The 18,530-nt window shown below is 63.3% G+C and carries 15 protein-coding genes and 1 CRISPR repeat array; of the genes, 2 read left to right on the top strand and 13 right to left on the bottom strand.

Annotation, left to right across the window (positions count from 1 at the left end):
* The first annotated feature begins 374 nt into the window (after window positions 1–374).
* Window positions 375–1,317 (top strand): IS630 family transposase gene (locus tag J7S20_RS09325; RefSeq protein WP_162848909.1). Its coding sequence is split into 2 segments (ribosomal slippage): window positions 375–710 and window positions 712–1,317, totalling 942 coding nucleotides; the frame shifts between segments, so codons are not numbered across the junction.
* A gap of 73 nt (window positions 1,318–1,390) precedes the next feature.
* Here the strand turns inward: J7S20_RS09325 and arsH are convergent.
* The 12 genes from arsH to J7S20_RS09265 all read right to left on the bottom strand — a co-directional run bounded on the left by arsH (window position 1,391) and on the right by J7S20_RS09265 (window position 17,363).
* Entirely contained in the window at window positions 1,391–2,134 is a 744-nt protein-coding gene (gene arsH / locus J7S20_RS09320) for an arsenical resistance protein ArsH (protein WP_162848908.1), read from the bottom strand.
* Window positions 2,135–2,157: 23 nt separating this feature from the next.
* The gene (locus tag J7S20_RS09315) at window positions 2,158–2,481 is read right to left on the bottom strand and encodes a YnfA family protein (protein ID WP_133497233.1); all 324 of its coding nucleotides are present in this window, start codon (window positions 2,479–2,481) and stop codon (window positions 2,158–2,160) included.
* Complete coding sequence (locus J7S20_RS09310; RefSeq protein WP_133497232.1) at window positions 2,478–3,764, bottom strand: arsenic transporter; 1,287 nt, start codon at window positions 3,762–3,764, stop codon at window positions 2,478–2,480. Before J7S20_RS09310 ends, J7S20_RS09315 begins: the two co-directional genes overlap by 4 nt.
* Window positions 3,764–4,195: an arsenate reductase (glutaredoxin) gene (gene arsC, locus J7S20_RS09305; protein ID WP_133497231.1), complete on the bottom strand. Its 432-nt coding sequence runs from the start codon at window positions 4,193–4,195 to the stop codon at window positions 3,764–3,766. The genes J7S20_RS09310 and arsC overlap by 1 nt, the downstream gene beginning before the upstream one ends.
* Complete coding sequence (locus tag J7S20_RS09300) at window positions 4,192–4,725, bottom strand: arsenate reductase ArsC (protein ID WP_133497230.1); 534 nt, start codon at window positions 4,723–4,725, stop codon at window positions 4,192–4,194. The genes arsC and J7S20_RS09300 overlap by 4 nt, the downstream gene beginning before the upstream one ends.
* 11 nt (window positions 4,726–4,736) lie before the next feature.
* Complete coding sequence (locus J7S20_RS09295) at window positions 4,737–5,069, bottom strand: ArsR/SmtB family transcription factor (protein WP_133497229.1); 333 nt, start codon at window positions 5,067–5,069, stop codon at window positions 4,737–4,739.
* 416 nt (window positions 5,070–5,485) lie between these two features.
* Window positions 5,486–8,881: direct repeats of the CRISPR family, unit length 36 nt; unit sequence GTTGCGGTTGGCCTGCGATCTCTGAGCGGCTAAACC.
* A 72-nt stretch (window positions 8,882–8,953) separates the two neighbouring features.
* Window positions 8,954–9,259 carry a CRISPR-associated endonuclease Cas2 gene (gene cas2 / locus J7S20_RS09290; protein WP_284053957.1) on the bottom strand — a complete coding sequence of 102 codons (306 nt, stop codon included), beginning with the start codon at window positions 9,257–9,259 and terminating at the stop codon, window positions 8,954–8,956.
* A 32-nt stretch (window positions 9,260–9,291) separates the two neighbouring features.
* Window positions 9,292–10,233 carry a type II CRISPR-associated endonuclease Cas1 gene (gene cas1, locus J7S20_RS09285; RefSeq protein ID WP_284053956.1) on the bottom strand — a complete coding sequence of 314 codons (942 nt, stop codon included), beginning with the start codon at window positions 10,231–10,233 and terminating at the stop codon, window positions 9,292–9,294.
* A 24-nt stretch (window positions 10,234–10,257) separates the two neighbouring features.
* Window positions 10,258–13,443, bottom strand: a complete 3,186-nt coding sequence (gene cas9, locus J7S20_RS09280; RefSeq protein WP_284053955.1) for a type II CRISPR RNA-guided endonuclease Cas9 — start codon at window positions 13,441–13,443, stop codon at window positions 10,258–10,260.
* Between the two features lie 758 nt (window positions 13,444–14,201).
* Entirely contained in the window at window positions 14,202–15,482 is a 1,281-nt protein-coding gene (gene gluP / locus J7S20_RS09275; RefSeq protein WP_284053954.1) for a glucose/galactose MFS transporter, read from the bottom strand.
* A 140-nt stretch (window positions 15,483–15,622) separates the two neighbouring features.
* A complete protein-coding gene (locus tag J7S20_RS09270; protein WP_284053953.1) occupies window positions 15,623–16,648 on the bottom strand; it encodes a LacI family DNA-binding transcriptional regulator in 1,026 nt (341 codons plus the stop codon).
* A gap of 91 nt (window positions 16,649–16,739) precedes the next feature.
* Complete coding sequence (locus tag J7S20_RS09265) at window positions 16,740–17,363, bottom strand: DNA-3-methyladenine glycosylase family protein (protein WP_284053952.1); 624 nt, start codon at window positions 17,361–17,363, stop codon at window positions 16,740–16,742.
* A gap of 70 nt (window positions 17,364–17,433) precedes the next feature.
* Between J7S20_RS09265 and J7S20_RS09260 the strand changes: the two genes are divergently transcribed.
* Complete coding sequence (locus J7S20_RS09260) at window positions 17,434–17,751, top strand: 2Fe-2S iron-sulfur cluster-binding protein (RefSeq protein ID WP_284053951.1); 318 nt, start codon at window positions 17,434–17,436, stop codon at window positions 17,749–17,751.
* Between the two features lie 85 nt (window positions 17,752–17,836).
* Here the strand turns inward: J7S20_RS09260 and J7S20_RS09255 are convergent, their stop codons facing one another.
* Window positions 17,837–18,484, bottom strand: coding sequence for a TetR/AcrR family transcriptional regulator (locus tag J7S20_RS09255; RefSeq protein WP_284053950.1), 648 nt, complete (start codon window positions 18,482–18,484; stop codon window positions 17,837–17,839).
* Between the last annotated feature and the right edge of the window lie 46 nt (window positions 18,485–18,530).

Below are 18,530 nucleotides of genomic sequence, written 5' to 3'. Positions count from 1 at the left end.
TCAGGCAAAACTGATTTGGCTCTACGCCTTGCAATCCGTTTTGTTAGGTCGCGTTACCAAATCAGAAGCTTTAGTATCCTAGGCTAGGCGTGAACGTGGATGATGCCCTGACACTCTCTGAACGGACGGAAATTTGACACTAGCTCCGGCTTCCCGAGGTCACCTGGAAGCCGGTTTGGCCTGATGAACGACCGGCAGGTATCGGCAGGCCGTTGCGATCCAATGAAGGACCGCTTTGTTGGCGAGAACCGTCAGCACGCTGGAGTGCGAGGGTCGGCCACTAGAGCATGATCTTGTTTGATTGAATCGATTGGGGATTCACGCGGGACGATTTTTCTGATTCAACCTGTTGGCTGGGCAGGAGGCCAGCAGGGATGAGCCGAGCCTATTCGATTGATCTTCGTGAGCGTGTTGTTGCGGCGATGGCCTCGGGGGCTTCTGCCCGAGCGGCTGCGGCGCAGTTCGGTGTGAGCGTTGCAAGCGCGGTGCGCTGGTCGCAGCGCCAGCGCCGGACTGGCGGGGTCGCACCGGGAAGACTGGGCGGACACCGCAAGCCGGTGCTGCTGCCGGAGCGGGAGTGGCTGCTGGCGCGCATTGCGGCCGAGCCCGACCTGACTTTGCGCGCGCTGTTGGGCGAGCTGAGGGACCGCGGCGTAAAGGCGAGCTATGGCGCATTGTGGCTGTTCCTCGATCGCGAGAGGCTGTCGTTCAAAAAAAAGCCTGTTCGCCAGCGAGCAGGATCGTCCGGCCGTCGCCCGCCGACGGATGCAGTGGCGCAAATACCAGAACCGGCTTGATCCAACACGCCTCGTCTTCATCGACGAGACCTGGGCCAAGACCAATATGACCCGCACCCATGGCCGCGCCCCGCGTGGCGAGCGCCTGCATGCGAAAGTGCCGTTCGGCCACTGGCGCACGCTGACCTTCCTCGCCGCGCTGCGCCACGATCGGATCGATGCGCCCTGCGTGCTCGACGGACCGATCAACGGGCAGCTCTTCCTCGCCTATGTCGAACAGTTCCTCGTCCCGACCCTCGCGCCCGGCGATATCGTCATCATGGACAACCTCGGCAGCCACAAGGGACAGGCGGCGCGTCAGGCCATCCGCAGTTGCGGCGCAAGGCTCCTGTTCCTCCCGCCATACAGCCCGGACCTCAACCCGATCGAGCAGGTCTTCGCCAAGCTCAAGACGCTCCTGCGAAAGGCAAACGAACGATCCGTCGAGGCCACCTGGAAACGCATCGGCTCACTGCTCGACGCCTTCTCTCCAAGCGAGTGTGCAAACTATCTCAAAAACAGCGGATATGCTTCAATCTAAGATGATCACACTCTAGGCGCCCAATCTCGGTCATCTGCTCGCTGCAATGCCAACGCTGGAAGCGATCATCCAATCACGAGCGAATGGCGATTGCTGACAGGTCTTGATTTGGGTCGAGGGGGCGGTCATCCGCTTTGCGCTCCGAATAGCGATCGACCAGTTGCTCGGCATGGGGACGGAGCAGCACGGTGAAGCGCACCAGCTCCTCCATCACGTCGACGATGCGGTCATAGAGCGGCGAGGGTTTCATCCGCCCGGTCTCGTCGAACTCCTCATAGGCCTTGGGCACGCTTGACTGGTTGGGGATCGTCACCATCCGCATCCAGCGGCCGAGCAGGCGCAGCGTGTTGACGCTGTTGAACGACTGCGAGCCGCCCGAGACCTGCATCACCGCGAGCGTGCGCCCCTGCGTCGGCCGCATGCCGCCGATGTTGAGCGGCAAGTGATCGATCTGCGCTTTCATGATCGCGCTGACCTGGCCGTGGCGTTCGGGGCTGCACCACACCATGCCCTCGGACCAGAAAGCGTGTTCGCGCAACTCGGCGACCGCAGCGTGATTGTCGCCGGCGACCTGATCGGGCAGCGGCAGGTCGGCGGGATCGAAGATGCGGGTCTCCGCGCCGAACAAGTGCAACAGCCGCGCCGCCTCCTCGACCGCGAGCCGCGAATAGGATCGCTCGCGCAGGCTGCCGTAGAGCAGCAGAATGCGCGGGCGCGGGCTGTCATCGCCGAGTCCGAGCGCGGGCCGTTCATGGACATAGGCCGGGTCGAGCGCGGGAAGGTGATCGAGCTCGGGAAGCGGGCGCAGACGGGACAAGCGAAACTCCGAAAACAGAAAGCTCAGCCGCGCGGGCCGAACAGGATGATGGCGGCGCCGGCGAGCACGACCGCACCGCCGGCGACGTCCCAGCGATCGGGCGTCGTGCCTTCGACGACCCACAGCCATAGCAGCGAAGCAGCCACATAGACGCCGCCATAGGCGGCATAGGCACGCCCGGCTTCGTCGGTCGGCACCTGCGCGAGCAGCCAGGCGAACAGCGCGAGCACGGCGAGCCCCGGGACGATCCAAGCCGGCGTGCGGTCGAGCCGCCACCACGCCCAGAACGCGAAGCAGCCCGCGATCTCGCACAGCGCGGCCAGCGGATAGGCGAGATAGCCGGTCATGCCAGCGTCAGGCGCAGCGCCAGCGCCGCCAGCGTCACGAGCAGGATCGGCGTCGTCAGCGTGATGCCGACGCGGAAATAATAGCCCCAGGCGATCTTCACGCCCTTCTGCCCCAGCACGTGCAGCCACAAGAGCGTGGCCAGCGAGCCGATCGGGGTGATCTTGGGCCCGAGGTCGCAACCGATGACGTTGGCGTAGACCATCGCCTGGTGCACTGTGCCGGTGGCCTGCGTCGCGTCGATCGACAGCGCGCCGACGAGCACGGTCGGCATGTTGTTCATGATCGACGACAGCAATGCCGCCAGGATGCCGGTGCCGAATGCCGCGCCCCACACCCCGCCCTCGCTCGCGCGGGTCAGCAGCCCGGCCAGCGCGTCGGTCAGCCCGGCATTCTTGAGACCGTAGACGACCAGATACATGCCGAGCGAGAAGATCACGACCTGCCAAGGGGCCTCGCGGATCACCGTGCGCGTCGGGATGACGGGGCCGCGCGCGGCAATGGCGATGAGCACGACGGCGCCGACGGCGGCCACCGCGCTCACCGGCACGCCGAGCGGATCGAGCACGAAGAACCCGGCGAGCAGCAACGCCAGCACCACCCAACCGGCGCGGAAGGTGGCGTGGTCGCGGATCGCCTCGGCGGGCGCGCGCAATTGCGCGACGTCGTAGCGGGCCGGAATATCTTTGCGGAAGAAGATCATCAGCGCCGCCAGCGTCGCAGCAATCGCGGCGAGATCGACCGGGATCATCACCAGCGCATAGCGGCCGAAGCCGATATGGAAGAAATCAGCCGAGACGATATTGACGAGATTGGAGACGACCAGCGGCAGGCTGGAGGTATCGGCGATGAACCCCGCCGCCATCACGAAAGCCAGCGTCGCCTTCTCGTCATAGCCCAGCGCGCGCAGCATCGCGATGACGATCGGGGTGAGGATCAGCGCCGCGCCGTCATTGGCGAACAGCGCCGCGACGCCCGCGCCGAGTAATACGACCAGCGCGAACAGCCAGCGCCCGTCGCCGCCGCCCCAGCGCGCGACATGCAGCGCCGCCCATTCGAAGAAGCCGGCGCGGTCGAGGACCAGGCTGATCAGGATCACCGCGACGAACGCGCCGGTGGCGTTCCAGATGATGTCCCATACCACCGGAATGTCGCCGAGCGAGATAACCCCCGTCAGCAGCGCGACAGTCGCGCCGCCGATCGCGCTCCAGCCGATACCCAGTCCTTTGGGCTGCCAGATCACCAGGGTGATCGTGGCGACGAAGATCAGGATCGCGAGCAGCATCAGCCGATACACTCGCCGGCGTCGCCGACGACGCGCTCGCCGTCCTCCTTGGTAAAGGCGCCGCGCTGCGCGCTCGGCAGAATGTCGAGCACGACTTCCGAGGGCCGGCACAGCCTGACCCCGATCGGCGTCACCACCAGCGGCCGGTTGATAAGGATCGGATGCGCCATCATCGCATCGATCAGAGCTGCATCGGACAGGCTGTCATCGCCGAGGCCGAGTTCCGCATAGGGCGTGCCCTTTTCGCGTAGCAGCGCGCGCGGGGTCAGCCCGCCGCGGGCGATCAGTTGTTCGAGCATCGCGCGCGACGGCGGCGTCTGGAGATACTCGATCACATGCGGCTCAATCCCGGCATTACGGATCATCGCCAGCGTGTTGCGCGAGGTGCCGCAATCGGGATTGTGATAGATGACGACGTCGATCGCGGTCATGCCGCACCTTCCGGCGTGCCCTGCGCGAGCGGGGTCGCGCCGTCGCGGGCGCCGATCTCGTTCAGGCTGCGCTTGAGCGCGAGCCGGTCAAGGCTCTCTATCGGCAAGGCAAGCAGCAACTGGATGCGGGTATGGAGATAACGCATCGCGGTGAGGAACGCCTGTTCCTGCCCGGGGCCTTCGGCGGCGGTCGGATCCTCGATCCCCCAATGCGCGGTCATCGGATAGCCGGGCCATACCGGGCAGGCCTCGCCGGCCGCATCGTCACACACGGTGAAGATCAAATCGATCGTTGGCGCATCGGGGCCGGCGAATTCGTCCCAGCTCTTCGAGCGATAGCCATCGGTGGGAAGGCCCATCTGCGTGATCAGCTTCAGCGCCATCGGATGCGGCGCATCCTTCGGGAAGCTGCCCGCGCTATAGGCGCGGAACCGGCCTTCGCCGTCGCGATTGAGCAGCGCCTCGGCCATGATCGACCGGGCGGAATTGCCCGTGCACAGGAACAGCGCGTTGTAGGAACGCTCAGGCATGATCGGCTCCTTCAGCAGCAATCGGCGAGTTCGGTGACGAGCGGCGCGCACAGCTCGGCGCGACCGCCACAGCAATCCTTGGCGAGAAACAGCATCAGCGCGCGCAGTCGCTCGATATCGGCGCGCTGGATCATCTGCCGCCCGCGCTTGTCCGGAATGACGAGCCCGGCGGCGACGAGGATGGCGAGATGGCTCGAAAATGTGCTCTGGGAGAGACCGGAAGCATCGACGAGCTGACCGGTCGAAAGCCCGTCGGGCTCGGCCTGAACGAGCAGGCGGAAGGCGGCAAGTCGCGTCGGATGCGCGAGCGAGGCAAGCGCTGCGAGGGCGTCGTCAGTCGTCATCCCATCGACTTTTATCGATGGGAATGCGCCCGGTCAATTCGCATCGTAGATTTACGATGGATCGCGGCCGCTATCTATGTAGCCGTTGCTAAAGGCGGAATGTCGGCAAGCGGGCCAGTTCAGGCCGAAAATGCTGGCAGTTGGCGAGAGTGAACTTGAGGAACTCGAGTATACAGCATCACTCGTCTCGGTCGTCGCGAGAGCAAGAGCGCAACGAACGTTCACTTCGAAGCGCCAACGAACGCCACCGGTCGGCGACTATTTTATGACCGCTTTTATGACGAAGATCAGTAAACCCGATAAAACCCTTTAATTTCAGTGCGGCAAGGCGGACTCCGTCTCCGCCAGCCGCTCCGCCAATCTTAGATGGATATGTCGGCTAAAGCCGCGACGGCTGCGCGATCTACAAACCCGAAGTTGCGGTTGGCCTGCGATCTCTGAGCGGCTAAACCCTAACATTCGTTCGCTATAAGGCATACGCTGTTGCGGTTGGCCTGCGATCTCTGAGCGGCTAAACCTGTGGGGGTTGGGGTTCTTTGGGGGTCTGGGTTGCGGTTGGCCTGCGATCTCTGAGCGGCTAAACCCGGCGAGTGAGGCAAAGCCCTGCGTCTGGTGTTGCGGTTGGCCTGCGATCTCTGAGCGGCTAAACCCGGCGCGAACGCCAGCAGCATCTTCCGACCGTTGCGGTTGGCCTGCGATCTCTGAGCGGCTAAACCTTCCTTGAACGCGGCTTTGATGCCTGGTCGGTTGCGGTTGGCCTGCGATCTCTGAGCGGCTAAACCGCCGCCGTCACATCGGACTCGAAGCACTTGGTTGCGGTTGGCCTGCGATCTCTGAGCGGCTAAACCCCATCCTTCCGGCGATGTCGTTGTGGGGCATGTTGCGGTTGGCCTGCGATCTCTGAGCGGCTAAACCTGCTGACGCTCGCGGTTCGACGCGCGGACGGTTGCGGTTGGCCTGCGATCTCTGAGCGGCTAAACCGATCCTGAAGAAGACTGCGGCCGCGACCGAGTTGCGGTTGGCCTGCGATCTCTGAGCGGCTAAACCTCGGCGTGACACGATCGGCGTCCAGGCAAGGTTGCGGTTGGCCTGCGATCTCTGAGCGGCTAAACCCGCCACAATCTTCTTCGAGCGTGCCCTGCGGTTGCGGTTGGCCTGCGATCTCTGAGCGGCTAAACCCATCGTGAAACGCAGTGACTGTCGGGGCGCGTTGCGGTTGGCCTGCGATCTCTGAGCGGCTAAACCCCGGCCGTGCGGTACGCCATCGAGCCCCAGGTTGCGGTTGGCCTGCGATCTCTGAGCGGCTAAACCTCGGCACCGTGCAGCGCACGGCCGGCGGCAGTTGCGGTTGGCCTGCGATCTCTGAGCGGCTAAACCGCTGAGGCGAACAACGTCGACGTCCTGCGCGTTGCGGTTGGCCTGCGATCTCTGAGCGGCTAAACCGGCACCCTCCGCCATCATGCGGTTGCGAATGTTGCGGTTGGCCTGCGATCTCTGAGCGGCTAAACCGATCATCCAGACGGCCCGTGTGCTGCGCGGGTTGCGGTTGGCCTGCGATCTCTGAGCGGCTAAACCCGGCGCGAACGCCAGCAGCATCTTCCGACCGTTGCGGTTGGCCTGCGATCTCTGAGCGGCTAAACCGGCGATCCGTTCGCCGTGCGCGTCGTCGCCGTTGCGGTTGGCCTGCGATCTCTGAGCGGCTAAACCCGGGTGAAGCAAATCTTTGTCGAGGATGCAGTTGCGGTTGGCCTGCGATCTCTGAGCGGCTAAACCTCTCGATATATTGCGACTGCTTGTTGTCGGTTGCGGTTGGCCTGCGATCTCTGAGCGGCTAAACCAGCGCTCGACGCGGAGCTGGGGAAGGATCAGTTGCGGTTGGCCTGCGATCTCTGAGCGGCTAAACCGATGGTTCGCGACGACCTGATCGAAGGCGCGTTGCGGTTGGCCTGCGATCTCTGAGCGGCTAAACCAGGGTTGCCAGTCGATCCCGTTCCGCCTTGGTTGCGGTTGGCCTGCGATCTCTGAGCGGCTAAACCGAACGCCAATCGAAAAGGTGGTGTTCTACGTTGCGGTTGGCCTGCGATCTCTGAGCGGCTAAACCAACCGCGCGCTCTGCATCAAGGAAGTCGTGTTGCGGTTGGCCTGCGATCTCTGAGCGGCTAAACCCAGGCCCTTCCACAGCCTGGCACGGCATCCGTTGCGGTTGGCCTGCGATCTCTGAGCGGCTAAACCCATGCCATCCCCTGCAGCCAACGGGTTGCAGTTGCGGTTGGCCTGCGATCTCTGAGCGGCTAAACCTTCGCCGTCTTGTCGCCGCCCTGCAGCTTGTTGCGGTTGGCCTGCGATCTCTGAGCGGCTAAACCTCGCGGCTCGTCGGGCACAAGCGGGCGCTGGTTGCGGTTGGCCTGCGATCTCTGAGCGGCTAAACCTTCGCTGCCATCAACCGCGAAATCCAACGGGTTGCGGTTGGCCTGCGATCTCTGAGCGGCTAAACCGGCCCTGACGACCGTATCGGCCGCAGCCGAGTTGCGGTTGGCCTGCGATCTCTGAGCGGCTAAACCTGCATACGCCAGGGCTTCACGCCCGCACAGGTTGCGGTTGGCCTGCGATCTCTGAGCGGCTAAACCCCTGGCCTTCGCGATCATGCGCAGCAGCGTGTTGCGGTTGGCCTGCGATCTCTGAGCGGCTAAACCCGCGCGCGCACGGCTATACGGGAGACATGGTTGCGGTTGGCCTGCGATCTCTGAGCGGCTAAACCCGCCCACATCAGGGCTTTGACCCCTGTTGCGTTGCGGTTGGCCTGCGATCTCTGAGCGGCTAAACCATTCGCGGTCGGGTACAACTCGGCGTATCTGTTGCGGTTGGCCTGCGATCTCTGAGCGGCTAAACCCCGGCGCGCCAGCAACAGACGCGCCCGGCGGTTGCGGTTGGCCTGCGATCTCTGAGCGGCTAAACCCAGCGCCATGCTGGGGCGCAACGAGATCGAGTTGCGGTTGGCCTGCGATCTCTGAGCGGCTAAACCCTCGACATCGTCGGCCGTATCCTCGCTGAAGTTGCGGTTGGCCTGCGATCTCTGAGCGGCTAAACCCGATGCCTGATAGGACAGCGGTGCAGAACAGTTGCGGTTGGCCTGCGATCTCTGAGCGGCTAAACCACCGGCGTGAGCGGTTCGATCCAGAGCAGCGTTGCGGTTGGCCTGCGATCTCTGAGCGGCTAAACCACACAGGCCGAGGACTATGCGTTTGTCGGTGTTGCGGTTGGCCTGCGATCTCTGAGCGGCTAAACCATCAGTCGTCGCCACCAGGTTGGCCGCAAAGTTGCGGTTGGCCTGCGATCTCTGAGCGGCTAAACCGCATGACCCTGCGTCGTCTTTCGCAGCGTGGTTGCGGTTGGCCTGCGATCTCTGAGCGGCTAAACCGCCGATGGCAAGTCGACGACCTTTTTTCAGTTGCGGTTGGCCTGCGATCTCTGAGCGGCTAAACCCTCAGCGCCGCTTGGTAATTCTCGATGCTGTTGCGGTTGGCCTGCGATCTCTGAGCGGCTAAACCATCGCGGTCAACAGCCTCAATCGTCAGCAGGTTGCGGTTGGCCTGCGATCTCTGAGCGGCTAAACCGCAACCGAAGTGGCGCCCGCGTCCGGCACAGTTGCGGTTGGCCTGCGATCTCTGAGCGGCTAAACCCCATGCTGCGCGAACACGGCCCAGCACCAAGTTGCGGTTGGCCTGCGATCTCTGAGCGGCTAAACCCATGCTCGGCATGGGAATGGCCGGCGTCGCGTTGCGGTTGGCCTGCGATCTCTGAGCGGCTAAACCGGATGTGCCAGTAGATCACTGAAGTTACAGTGAAAACTGGCGCATCCGGAGGCCGTGTTTCGCGCCATCCTCTCAAAACATCGCGAGCTGATCGGGATTCTTGCGCGGCCGTTGTCGACGTTGGCTCGAGAATCGAACGATATTTTCATATTGCCTGTCGGTGAAGGTAAGGATGTGCACATCGCCTTTTTCCGGAAGGTTGCGTTCGATGCGTGATAAGTGCGAATCGAAACTGTCCTTGCCGTTACAAAATCGAGCATAAACCGAGAACTGGCTCATCTCGAATCCTTCATCCAGCAGAAACTCGCGAAACTTGGTGGCGTCGCGCATCTGCTTTTTGGTGCCGACTGGAAGGTCGAACATGACGAAGATCCACATCAGTCGATACCCGCTAAGAAAGGGAGCTCCACTCAATCGACAGCCCCTTCGTCCAGATCGACTCGGGCAAGGGCTGCCCATTGTATGGGCGTCGGAGGTTCGAAGATCGCAAGCGACGGACGGCCGCTCTCGAACGCGCGCGCCAGCGACTGCGCAAGCCGCACGGCGGCTAGTGAAAGGGGGGAGGCTTCGCCGCCGATGCGCAGGTCGAATGCGATCAGCCTTGCGAAATGTCGTTTGATGGCCGGATCGAGTGTATCGATCCCTTGCGCAAGCATCCGGACCACGAGTGCATCGACCAGTGGGCGGAAAGGTTCGACAAGGTCGTCCGCCAGCACGAAGGCGTTGCCGCGATTGGCGTGGTTGATGCCGATGGTGGGGTGAAGACCCGCCGCAATGACCGCCCTGGCGACACAGGCCCGGATCACTGCATAGCCATAGTTGAGCAGTGCGTTTGCACCGGGGCTGTCGCGGTTGCGGCGAAATTCCGGGCCCATCAGCAGCGGCCAGTATCGACGCGCAGCCTGTGCCTCCACATTGTCGGAATCTCCCGATTTAACGCGCCGGGCGATCAGCGCAAAGGCCTGCGCGCCGTCGATGCCGAGCGCTTCCAGCAGCGATCCCTGCATGGTGATCTTGGCCATGACGATACGGCGCCATAGTTGCTTGCAAAGTGGTTTGGACGCAGCCCACTGCGCTCGGAATCGTGCATTCTGGGCGTGATGCCCCTCGATGGGAAGCGTGACTGCGATCGGTGCATGGTTCGACCCGCAGAACACGATCGGTGCACCGCGCTCGGCCAGTGCTGCCACGAGATTGGCGCTCCAGGTTGTGCCGTGCGCATGGATAATCACGGCATAGACATCGTCGAGCGCGATCCGGCCAATCTCCTCGCTTTTCTCCTCTACGACGAGAAATCCGCGATAAAGCGAAAGATGCCGGCCATCGGTGGCGATATCGACGATGCGGTCCATCTGGCGTTCTGCTCTCCGCAGCTGTTACGTCCGGGGGCCGGGATCGAACAAGCGGCCGAGCGGATCGACACGCACCTGACGCGCCTTTGCCTTCATGATGCTGCGTCCCGACAGATAGACATATTTGAAGGGATCACGATCGTTCGGCAGCCCGTCCCGCGCCTTCAAATTGCCCGCTTCATTCGCTGCCGCGAGGGTTAGCCGGCCCTGCACGTTGAAGCCCGCGACGCGCATGATCTCGCGCGGACCTCCATTCCGTTCGACCGCGAGCAAGTCGTTTTGACGCAACGTCAGCAAGCGCTTGGCCGCGGGATGCGGGCGATCGTCCTGCCGGGGTTGGTGCGCGCGGAACATCGTGACCACCTGCGTCTCCAATTTGCCATCCGGATACCGCCACAATTCGAAACGCGCATTCGCGTCGCCCTTATAGGCCTTGTACGCGCGGCCGCTGGTGTCGCGGATGGGGATAACGTTCAGCGGTTCTCGCACGCGCACGCGCCGGATGCCCGCGAAGACGGGGTGCGTCTCCCGGAACCGCTCTAACGCCGCCTCGAACGGTTTTCCGGTAAGATCGCGCGTCCATTGATAGAGCGCCTCCCGCAGCGCCGGATCGGGAATCCGCTCGGCATGAGTGAGATCGGCGGGCTTGAGACTGGTTAGCGGCACACGGTGGACGACGATCGGCGTCTTGCCGTCAGCCGCCATCTCGCCGGTCAGACCATAAGCGGTGTCGTTGTGCAGGCGTCCGGCCGTTACGTCGTGATGACGCGAGGGGCGGCGCTTGCGGCCGTGATCGGCCTTGTGGCTGGCGGTGACGCCCTTCAGCTTTTCTTCCAATTCCTCGCGGTAGCCGGTCCAGGGTGGATCCAGCCCTTCGAACAGGCGGTCGAGGTCCTTGCCCTCCGCAAGCGCGGCAGTGCGGGCAATGCGTTGAAGCAAGCTCCGCGTAGTGACCGCAGTCACCGCCGCATCAATTGCGTGATGCCTATGATCGAGCCGGTTTTTGGGCGCGTCGCTGTGTTTGTTGTCCACGATATTGTGATCGTAGAGAATGGTGTTCAGTCCCCATAGGCGCCGCAGCATGGTGGTCATCCGCCCGGGAATGACGTAGACGCTTCCCTCCTCCTTTGTGGCGTATAGCCCGCGCAGATATTTCCCCGCCAGCCGCGAAAGATATTGGGTGTCGGTCAATTGCCGCGCGAGGAAGTCACCATCCTTCTCGACGCGCTCCATGGCATCGGGGCCGAAGCGCCACTGCTTCGACTTGTGCAGCCGGGCGACCTGTTCGGCGATCTTGTCCCAGCGATCCGCATCATGGCCCCAGCGCTCGAACGGCGTCTTGTTGCCTTTGGCCCGGTTGCAATGGCGATGCGTCACGACCTTGTTCGCGGCACTGTCGTCCAGCGAGCGCGAATAGGGGATGATGTGATCGATATCCGCCTCACCCGAAAACAGCGCCTGCATCCCGATAGGTTCGGCGCAATAGGGGCAGCGGCGATCGAGCGGATTGGCGGGATTGAGTTCTTCCCATCGCTTGAGCAGCGCGCGATTGGCGCCGGTATTGGCGATCCCTTCCTTCTCCAGCTTCTCGCCGCGGGCGATGGCTGCGGCGGTGTCGCGCCGAATGCGCGCTTCGTGCTTCTTTTTGTCGTCCTCGCTGAGGTTCAACTCGCGCGCGAGCTCCACCACGATCTGATCGGGCCGCCCATGCAACGCGATGACGGCGTTGACGAGTTTCTCAAGCTGGCGCAGTCCGATATGCACGGTGGGATTGGTGATCTTGCCCCAATAGCGCTCGGGTTCGTCGGCATGGGCCGGATCGAAGCTGCCGGGCGGGATATCGCGAGACAGCAGCTCGCCATAATAAGGCAGTTTATCGAGCACTTCGCCGGTGCGATCGTCGCTATGGTGCCAGCCGCATGCTTCGACCGCCTGCGCATATGTCACGACACCGGCCTTGAGCCGGTCGAGGATGCGCCGTGTCGCGGTTTCGCCCAGCCGGCCATAGCCTTCTGGGAGCGGGGCCTTCGCAATTGCTTCTGCCGCCGCATCGTCAAGACCGCAGCGGCCGGTCAGAAAGGCGTGCAACGTGTCGGGGTTCTCTTCGTCGATCAGCTTCTCGACGATCTCCCATTGCGCTTCTGGCGTCTTGCGATGCCATTCGGCGCCGAACCGCTTCTTGTCGCCCAGCACGGCGCGCACTTCGTTGCCGATCAGCCCGGTACGTGTCTCGCTCGCCTTGTTGAAGCTCTCGCCCGGTTGCAGCTTCAGCGTCCTGGCGAGCGAGGTGAAAGCAACCTTTCGCTTGTCGCGAAGCGCGAGGATCAGCTTGTCGCGTTCGTCCAGCGTCAGCTTGCGAGACGCTTCGCCCGGGGTAGTGATCTCGAGCTGGTTCACTTCTTCATAAAGTCGCCGTTCCTGAAACAGCGGGTGTGCCTTGGGCAGACGCCGCTCGTCCCGAGGGATACCGTAACGGCCCGCGAACAGGCACACCCCGACCGCAGGCTCCTTGAGCGGACGCTGAAAGAACAGGACGCGGTGAAGCGTTGCGCGCGCGTCTTCGGTCAGCAGCGCGGGGTGATGTTTCGCCTGCTCCTCCCAGATGCGCTGAAACTCGTGTTCGATATGGCGCCGTTGGGGATAAAAGTCGTAGCTCTGGTTTTCACCGTTCAACCGGACGCGCTTTTCTGTCCGACCGACGAGGAACTGCCCGAGCGTGTCGGCGCCGGCCTCGGCCATCGCCTGGTCCAGCGCTTTGGCGCCGCCCGCGATTTTTCCGTCATCGCCATCCTTGCTGCGCCGTTCGGCCTTGCGGTTCGACAGGAAGCCGCGCCGCTGGTTGAGATGGAACAGCGCGCGTCCGATCTCATGCGGCTCCAGGCGCTCGACCAGCGCGCGGGCGCGGATCGTATATGGGTCACGCGCGGCGACCAGTTTCGCTTCGTCGGCATCGGCGGGCATCAGTCCAAATTGGACCAGGTTTTCGAGAAAGACCGAGCGTCGGCGAAGATAGCGATCGCGTCGCCGGCGCATCGACCGCGCCGCCCGGCGGTCTACGGCAAGGCTTGCGCCACTCTTGGGATCGCGTCCGTCGCTGAAGATGCGAACGCCGATGTCGAGAATGCCCGTTCCGATGGGATGGTCTTCGTCGAATTCCACCAGGCACCAGCCGATGCTGTTGGTGCCGACATCCAGGCTCAGTCTTAGCATGCTCGTCCCCGCCGCCCTTCAGTGATAATGCTTTATTGGCTCTTAGGGGATTGACGTCAACCCTCGAATGCGCGAGGTGAGTGGTCAGCGTGATGATACGCGATCCAGTGCTATAGGTCCAAACTACAGCACTGGATCGCCAACTTTCGGAAAGTTGTTGTATGTCATATAGCGTCAGGAAGTGGAATTCCAACTCTGCTTCCGTTCTTGAGTTCATGCGTCATGCTTTGGCAATGGCCATTGGCTCTTAGTTGCAGCTGGCTTCTTGACTTCGGCGCGAATTCAATGAATTCTCAGCGCCTCAGAGATCGCAGGCCAGCTGTTAACAAGCGGCTTGACTGCACCAAATAAGGGCGGGGCTACGGCCCCGCCTTTTTTGTGCGACAGAGCCGGACAGGCAGATCCCACAATCCCGAACGAGCTTGTGGAGCCTTGTCAGCGGGTTCGCGCTTGGGGCCGAAAGTCGGGGCCTAACAATCGCCCGCCGCCGCAAACAATCCGGTTGGCGTAGAGTTCTCGTGCCCGTTCTTGCGGCTGGCTTCGCCGTTCCTACAAGCTGTCATCAATCCAGGCATTGCGCTGCACCAGGTGTGGGCGGAAAAGTTTGAACTGCCAGTCGATAGCGGGCGAGCCCTCGCCACGAGGGCGCGTGGCACCCCTGTTTCCATGAATTGCGGGGCGCAAACGAACATCGGCTTGGCGCAATCGCCGCGCTGTCCCGGCGGGCTTGATCCCGCCGGGTTTCCGTGTGTCGTCGCTCAGTGCGGCGATGCGGGTGTTGCCTCGTCCGGTCGCACGCCGACGTTGCGACCTGCGGCGGCGAAGATGGTGATGCCGATATAGGCGATAACCGGCAGAACGAAGGTCGTGCCGATCATGCCGGTGGCATCGGCGATCTTGCCTGACGCCCAGGGCAGCACGGCGCCACCGACGATCGCCATGCACAGCAGACCGGAAATCGAAGCGTTCGAGGCCTTTGACCGTTCGAGCGTCAGCGAGAAGATCGTCGGGAACATGATCGAATTGAAGAAGCCGACCGCGAGCGCGCAATAGGCCGATGCCGGCCCCGTCAGCGCAAAGGCGGCGGCGGCAAGGCAGGCGGCCACGATCGCGGCGCCCGTCAGCAGATGGCTGGCGCGAACCCGCGTCAGTACCGCGCTGCCGATGAAGCGCCCGACCAGCGCGCCGCCCCAATAGAGCCAGGTGAGGTAGAAATCGCCTGCCGTCTTTAGCGACACGCCGAGCACGTCGGGACGGTTGAGGAAGTTGATCATGATGCTGCCGATCGTCACTTCGGCGCCGACATAGAGAAAGATTGCGATCGCGCCGAACTGCGCCCAACCAGAGCGTAGCGCCTCCAGCGGCGAGGCGTTCTCGATTTCGCCTTTCGCCGCCGATTCGTCGATCCGGCGGCGAAAGGCGAAGATGAGTATGGCGAGTGCCGCGACCGCGATGCCGATCAGCACAAAGGCATGATCGACGGCGCTGAGCGCCTGGCCGCGCGACACGCCCTCGGCGATCTGGCCGCCCGCGCCGAATACATCCTCGCGCAGCATGATCTTCGATCCGATATTGACGCCGAGCACGACGCCGAGCGAGTTGAACGCCTGCGCCAGCGTAAGCCGGAAATGGCTCGTCTCGGGCGGGCCGAGCGACGCCGCAAGCGGATTTGCCGCAACCTGGAGCGCGGTGATGCCGCTCGCCATGATGAACAGCGACACCAGGACGAGCACATATTGCTCGAACTGCGACGCGACGAGCACGAGCAGGCACGCCCCGACCATCACGAGCAGCGACGTGATGATCGTCCGGCTATGGCCGAGCCGCGCCAGCAATGCTGCAGCCGGCAACGAAACGACGAAATAGGCGAGGAAGAAGGCGAATTGCGTCAGCATGCCCTCGGCGATGCTGAGCGTGTAGATACCGCGCAGCGCGGCGATCAGCGGGTCGTTGTTCGAGGTGATGAAGCCCCACGCGAAGAAAAGGCACGTGACCACGATGAATGCCGCACGCGCCCCGGCCGTTGCCTTGCCCGTCATAGCTGAAACCTCTCCCGGCTTGTGCCGGTGCAGGCCGGCCCGTTCGTTAGCGGCAGCCCTTAGACCATAAATTGACCAACGTTATCAATTGCTGTTTTTTGCGGCTTGGGCGCAAGATCAGCTGTGGCTCGGGCGGAGGTTCAGCTTGTGCCGGGAACGGGGCCGGTCGATTGGCGCGTGACGAGCGAAAAGGGATGTTCGACAGCATCCTCGTGCGGCGCATCTTCGAGCATGGCGACCAGCGTGTCGGTCGCGGCGCGCGCCATGTCGAACACCGGCTGATGGATCGTCGTGATGCGCGGCCAGACCATCCTCGCAATCGCGCTGTCGTCGAATCCGGCGACCGAAATATCTTCGGAAACCTTCAGGCCCAGATCGTGTGCCGCCATGATCGCACCGGCCGCCATATCGTCGTTCTGCGCAAAGATGGCGGTCGGGCGGTCGGGGCGTTCGAGCAGTCGTTGCGCGGCGCGTTGCCCGCTGTCGAACTGAAACATGCCCTGCTCGACCAGTGCTTCGGCGACCTCGATATCACGCGCCGCCATCGCCTCGCGGAAACCGCGCATCCGCGCCTCGGTCGACGGATGGCTGGGATCGCCCTTGATGACGGCGATGCGGCGATGGCCGAGCGCGATCAGATACTCGGTCATTTCGCGCGCGGCGGCGGCATCGTCGGTGACGTGGCGCGGGCCGGCGTCGGGCGCGGTGGTCGGGGCCACCCGGACGAACGGGAAGCCGGCCTCCGACAATCGTTCGAGAATGACCGGATTGTCCGAGGCGGGCGGCGTCAGGACGATTCCGTCGAGCGCAGCCGAGCGGACATAGGCGAGGATGTTGTCGGCGATCGCCGATGCCTTTTCGACCGGCAACACGATCAGCCGGTAGCGTTCTCCCTGCAACCGCTCGACCGCGCCGCGCTGGAGTTCGACGACATAGTTGGGACTGGGGTTTTCGTAGAACAGGCCGAGCAGATAGGAACGCCTGCCGACCAGTCCCTGAGCGACGATGTTTGGGTGGTAGTGCAGGCTGTTTGCCGCTTCCTGCACGCGTTGACGCATCTTAGCGCTGACATTGGGCGCGTCGTTGAACACGCGTGAAACGGTCTTGATCGAAACCCCGGCTTCTCTCGCCACATCGATGATCGTCGCGCGTCTGCTTGCCTGCATGTCCTTCGGCTAGCACGGTTTCGGGGGATGTGGAATGTAAATTGTCCTGCGCAAGACAATATCTGGTATCGCTATCAGGCGGGGCGATCGGTCAGCCCACCGGCATCGGCGTACCATAATGGTGCCAGGCGAAGATCGCCGCCGCGCCGCGATGCGGGCGCCAGGATTCGGCCAGCTCGCGCACGAGCTTTTCGCTGGGCCGCGCCTCGTGGCCGAGGATGCGGCCGATCTCGATCTGCACGGCAAGGTCGCCCGCGGGCCAGACATCGGGGCGTCCTTCGGCGAAGAGAAGGTAGATTTCCGCCGACCAGCGGCCGATCCCCTTGATCCGGACGAGTTGCTTGATTGCTTCCTCGTCGTTTTCGGGCAGGTGGGAGAGGTCGAGTGCGCCGCTCGTCACTTCGTCGGCAAGGCTGCGCGCATAGCTCTGTTTCTGGCGCGAGAGCCCGGCGCCGCGAAGTTCGTCGTCGCTGGCGGCGAGCAGCGCGGCGGGATCGGTCGCATCGCCCAGCGCGGCATCGAGCTTGTTCCAGATCGACGTTGCCGCCGCCACGCTGACCTGCTGGCCGACGATGGTGCGCAGCAGCGTCGCATAGCCGCGGTCGCGGATGCGGGGTTCGGGATAGCCGGCGCGTTCGATCGCGGTGGCGAAGGCGGGTTCCGCTACGGCAAGCGCGTCGAGCGAGGTGCGAAGCTGGTCGGCGCTGAGGCCCATCGGCTGAAATCCTTGAAAATGCGGCCGCCAGACGGCATTTGCGCTGGAACGGCCCGTTACGGAGACATCGATGCCCAAGCTTATCGTCACCACCCGCGATGGAAAAGAACATGAGGTCGAGGCGCAGACCGGCCTGACCGTTATGGAGAATATTCGCGACAACGGGTTCGACGAACTGCTTGCGCTGTGCGGCGGCTGCTGTTCGTGCGCCACCTGCCATGTGCATGTCGACCCGGAATTTGCGGCCAAACTCCCGCCGATGGGCGAGGACGAGAACGACCTGCTCGACAGCTCGATGGACCGCGACGAAACTTCGCGCCTGTCGTGCCAGATTCCCTATACGGCCGAACTCGACGGGCTGCGCGTGCGGATCGCCGAAGAAGACTGAGGCGTATGCCGTGCGAGGGGACGCCCTCGGCCCCGTCATGATCGCAGCGATTTGCGCCCGGCCCGAACCGCCGGTCAGTCTGGTGTCAGGCCCCGATACCGCGCTTCAGCATGTCGGCGACCGTGTCGGCGACATCGCCGGGCGCCATGTCTTCGTCCCACACCCCGTAGCGGAGCCCCAGAAACACGTTCATCCCCATGATCGCCCAGGCATGGACTTCGGACATGCCGCCGCGCAGCTCGCCGCGTTCGGCGGCATCCTCGAGACGGGTGCGAATGCGATCGGCCGTCGTCGCATAATGCTGGCGAAAGCTTTCGGGGTCGACGAATTCCGCCTCGTCGATGATGCGGTAGATTTCCTTGTGCTCGCGCACGAATTCGATGAAGTGGAACAGGCCGGCGCGCTCGGCCGCGATCTGGTGATCTGCGCTGCGCAGGCCGGGCGCGACATGGTCGCGAACCTGGCCCGACATATCGCGCACCAGCGCACGGAACACATCGTCCTTTGAATCGAAATAGGTGTAGAAACTGCCCAGCGCGACCCCGGCGCGGCGCGTGATGCCGCTGACCGATCCTTCGTGAAAGCCCTTTTCGCCGAATTCGACCGCTGCCGCGTCGAGGATCGCGCGTAGCGTTCGGCGGCCGCGCGCGGTGCGCGGTTCCTTGCCACTGCTCGCTGCGCTGGGCGCGCTTTCGGAGGCGTCCGTTGCGCCAATGCCACGCTTCGCGGCCATTCGGCTTCCTCCCCACTCATCCAAAGTTGAAACCCGGTTCAGGTTT

This window comes from Stakelama marina (assembly GCF_018122655.1).
In the GTDB taxonomy this organism is placed as follows: Bacteria; Pseudomonadota; Alphaproteobacteria; order Sphingomonadales; family Sphingomonadaceae; genus Sphingomonas; species Sphingomonas marina.
Note: the sequence above shows the minus strand (reverse complement) of the source record. Positions and strands in the feature narration are given on the sequence as shown.

Bases quoted from the DNA above. Each gene is read 5' to 3' on its own strand.
- J7S20_RS09255 (WP_284053950.1), bottom strand. From the start codon at position 18,484: ATGGCCGCGAAGCGTGGCATTGGCGCAACGGACGCCTCCGAAAGCGCG.
- J7S20_RS09265 (WP_284053952.1), bottom strand. From the start codon at position 17,363: ATGGGCCTCAGCGCCGACCAGCTTCGCACCTCGCTCGACGCGCTTGCC.
- cas2 (WP_284053957.1), bottom strand. From the start codon at position 9,259: ATGTGGATCTTCGTCATGTTCGACCTTCCAGTCGGCACCAAAAAGCAG.
- gluP (WP_284053954.1), bottom strand. From the start codon at position 15,482: ATGACGGGCAAGGCAACGGCCGGGGCGCGTGCGGCATTCATCGTGGTC.
- arsC (WP_133497231.1), bottom strand. From the start codon at position 4,195: ATGACCGCGATCGACGTCGTCATCTATCACAATCCCGATTGCGGCACC.
- J7S20_RS09260 (WP_284053951.1), top strand. From the start codon at position 17,434: ATGCCCAAGCTTATCGTCACCACCCGCGATGGAAAAGAACATGAGGTC.
- J7S20_RS09270 (WP_284053953.1), bottom strand. From the start codon at position 16,648: ATGCAGGCAAGCAGACGCGCGACGATCATCGATGTGGCGAGAGAAGCC.
- J7S20_RS09300 (WP_133497230.1), bottom strand. From the start codon at position 4,725: ATGCCTGAGCGTTCCTACAACGCGCTGTTCCTGTGCACGGGCAATTCC.
- J7S20_RS09310 (WP_133497232.1), bottom strand. From the start codon at position 3,764: ATGCTGCTCGCGATCCTGATCTTCGTCGCCACGATCACCCTGGTGATC.
- cas1 (WP_284053956.1), bottom strand. From the start codon at position 10,233: ATGGACCGCATCGTCGATATCGCCACCGATGGCCGGCATCTTTCGCTT.
- J7S20_RS09295 (WP_133497229.1), bottom strand. From the start codon at position 5,069: ATGACGACTGACGACGCCCTCGCAGCGCTTGCCTCGCTCGCGCATCCG.
- cas9 (WP_284053955.1), bottom strand. From the start codon at position 13,443: ATGCTAAGACTGAGCCTGGATGTCGGCACCAACAGCATCGGCTGGTGC.
- J7S20_RS09315 (WP_133497233.1), bottom strand. From the start codon at position 2,481: ATGACCGGCTATCTCGCCTATCCGCTGGCCGCGCTGTGCGAGATCGCG.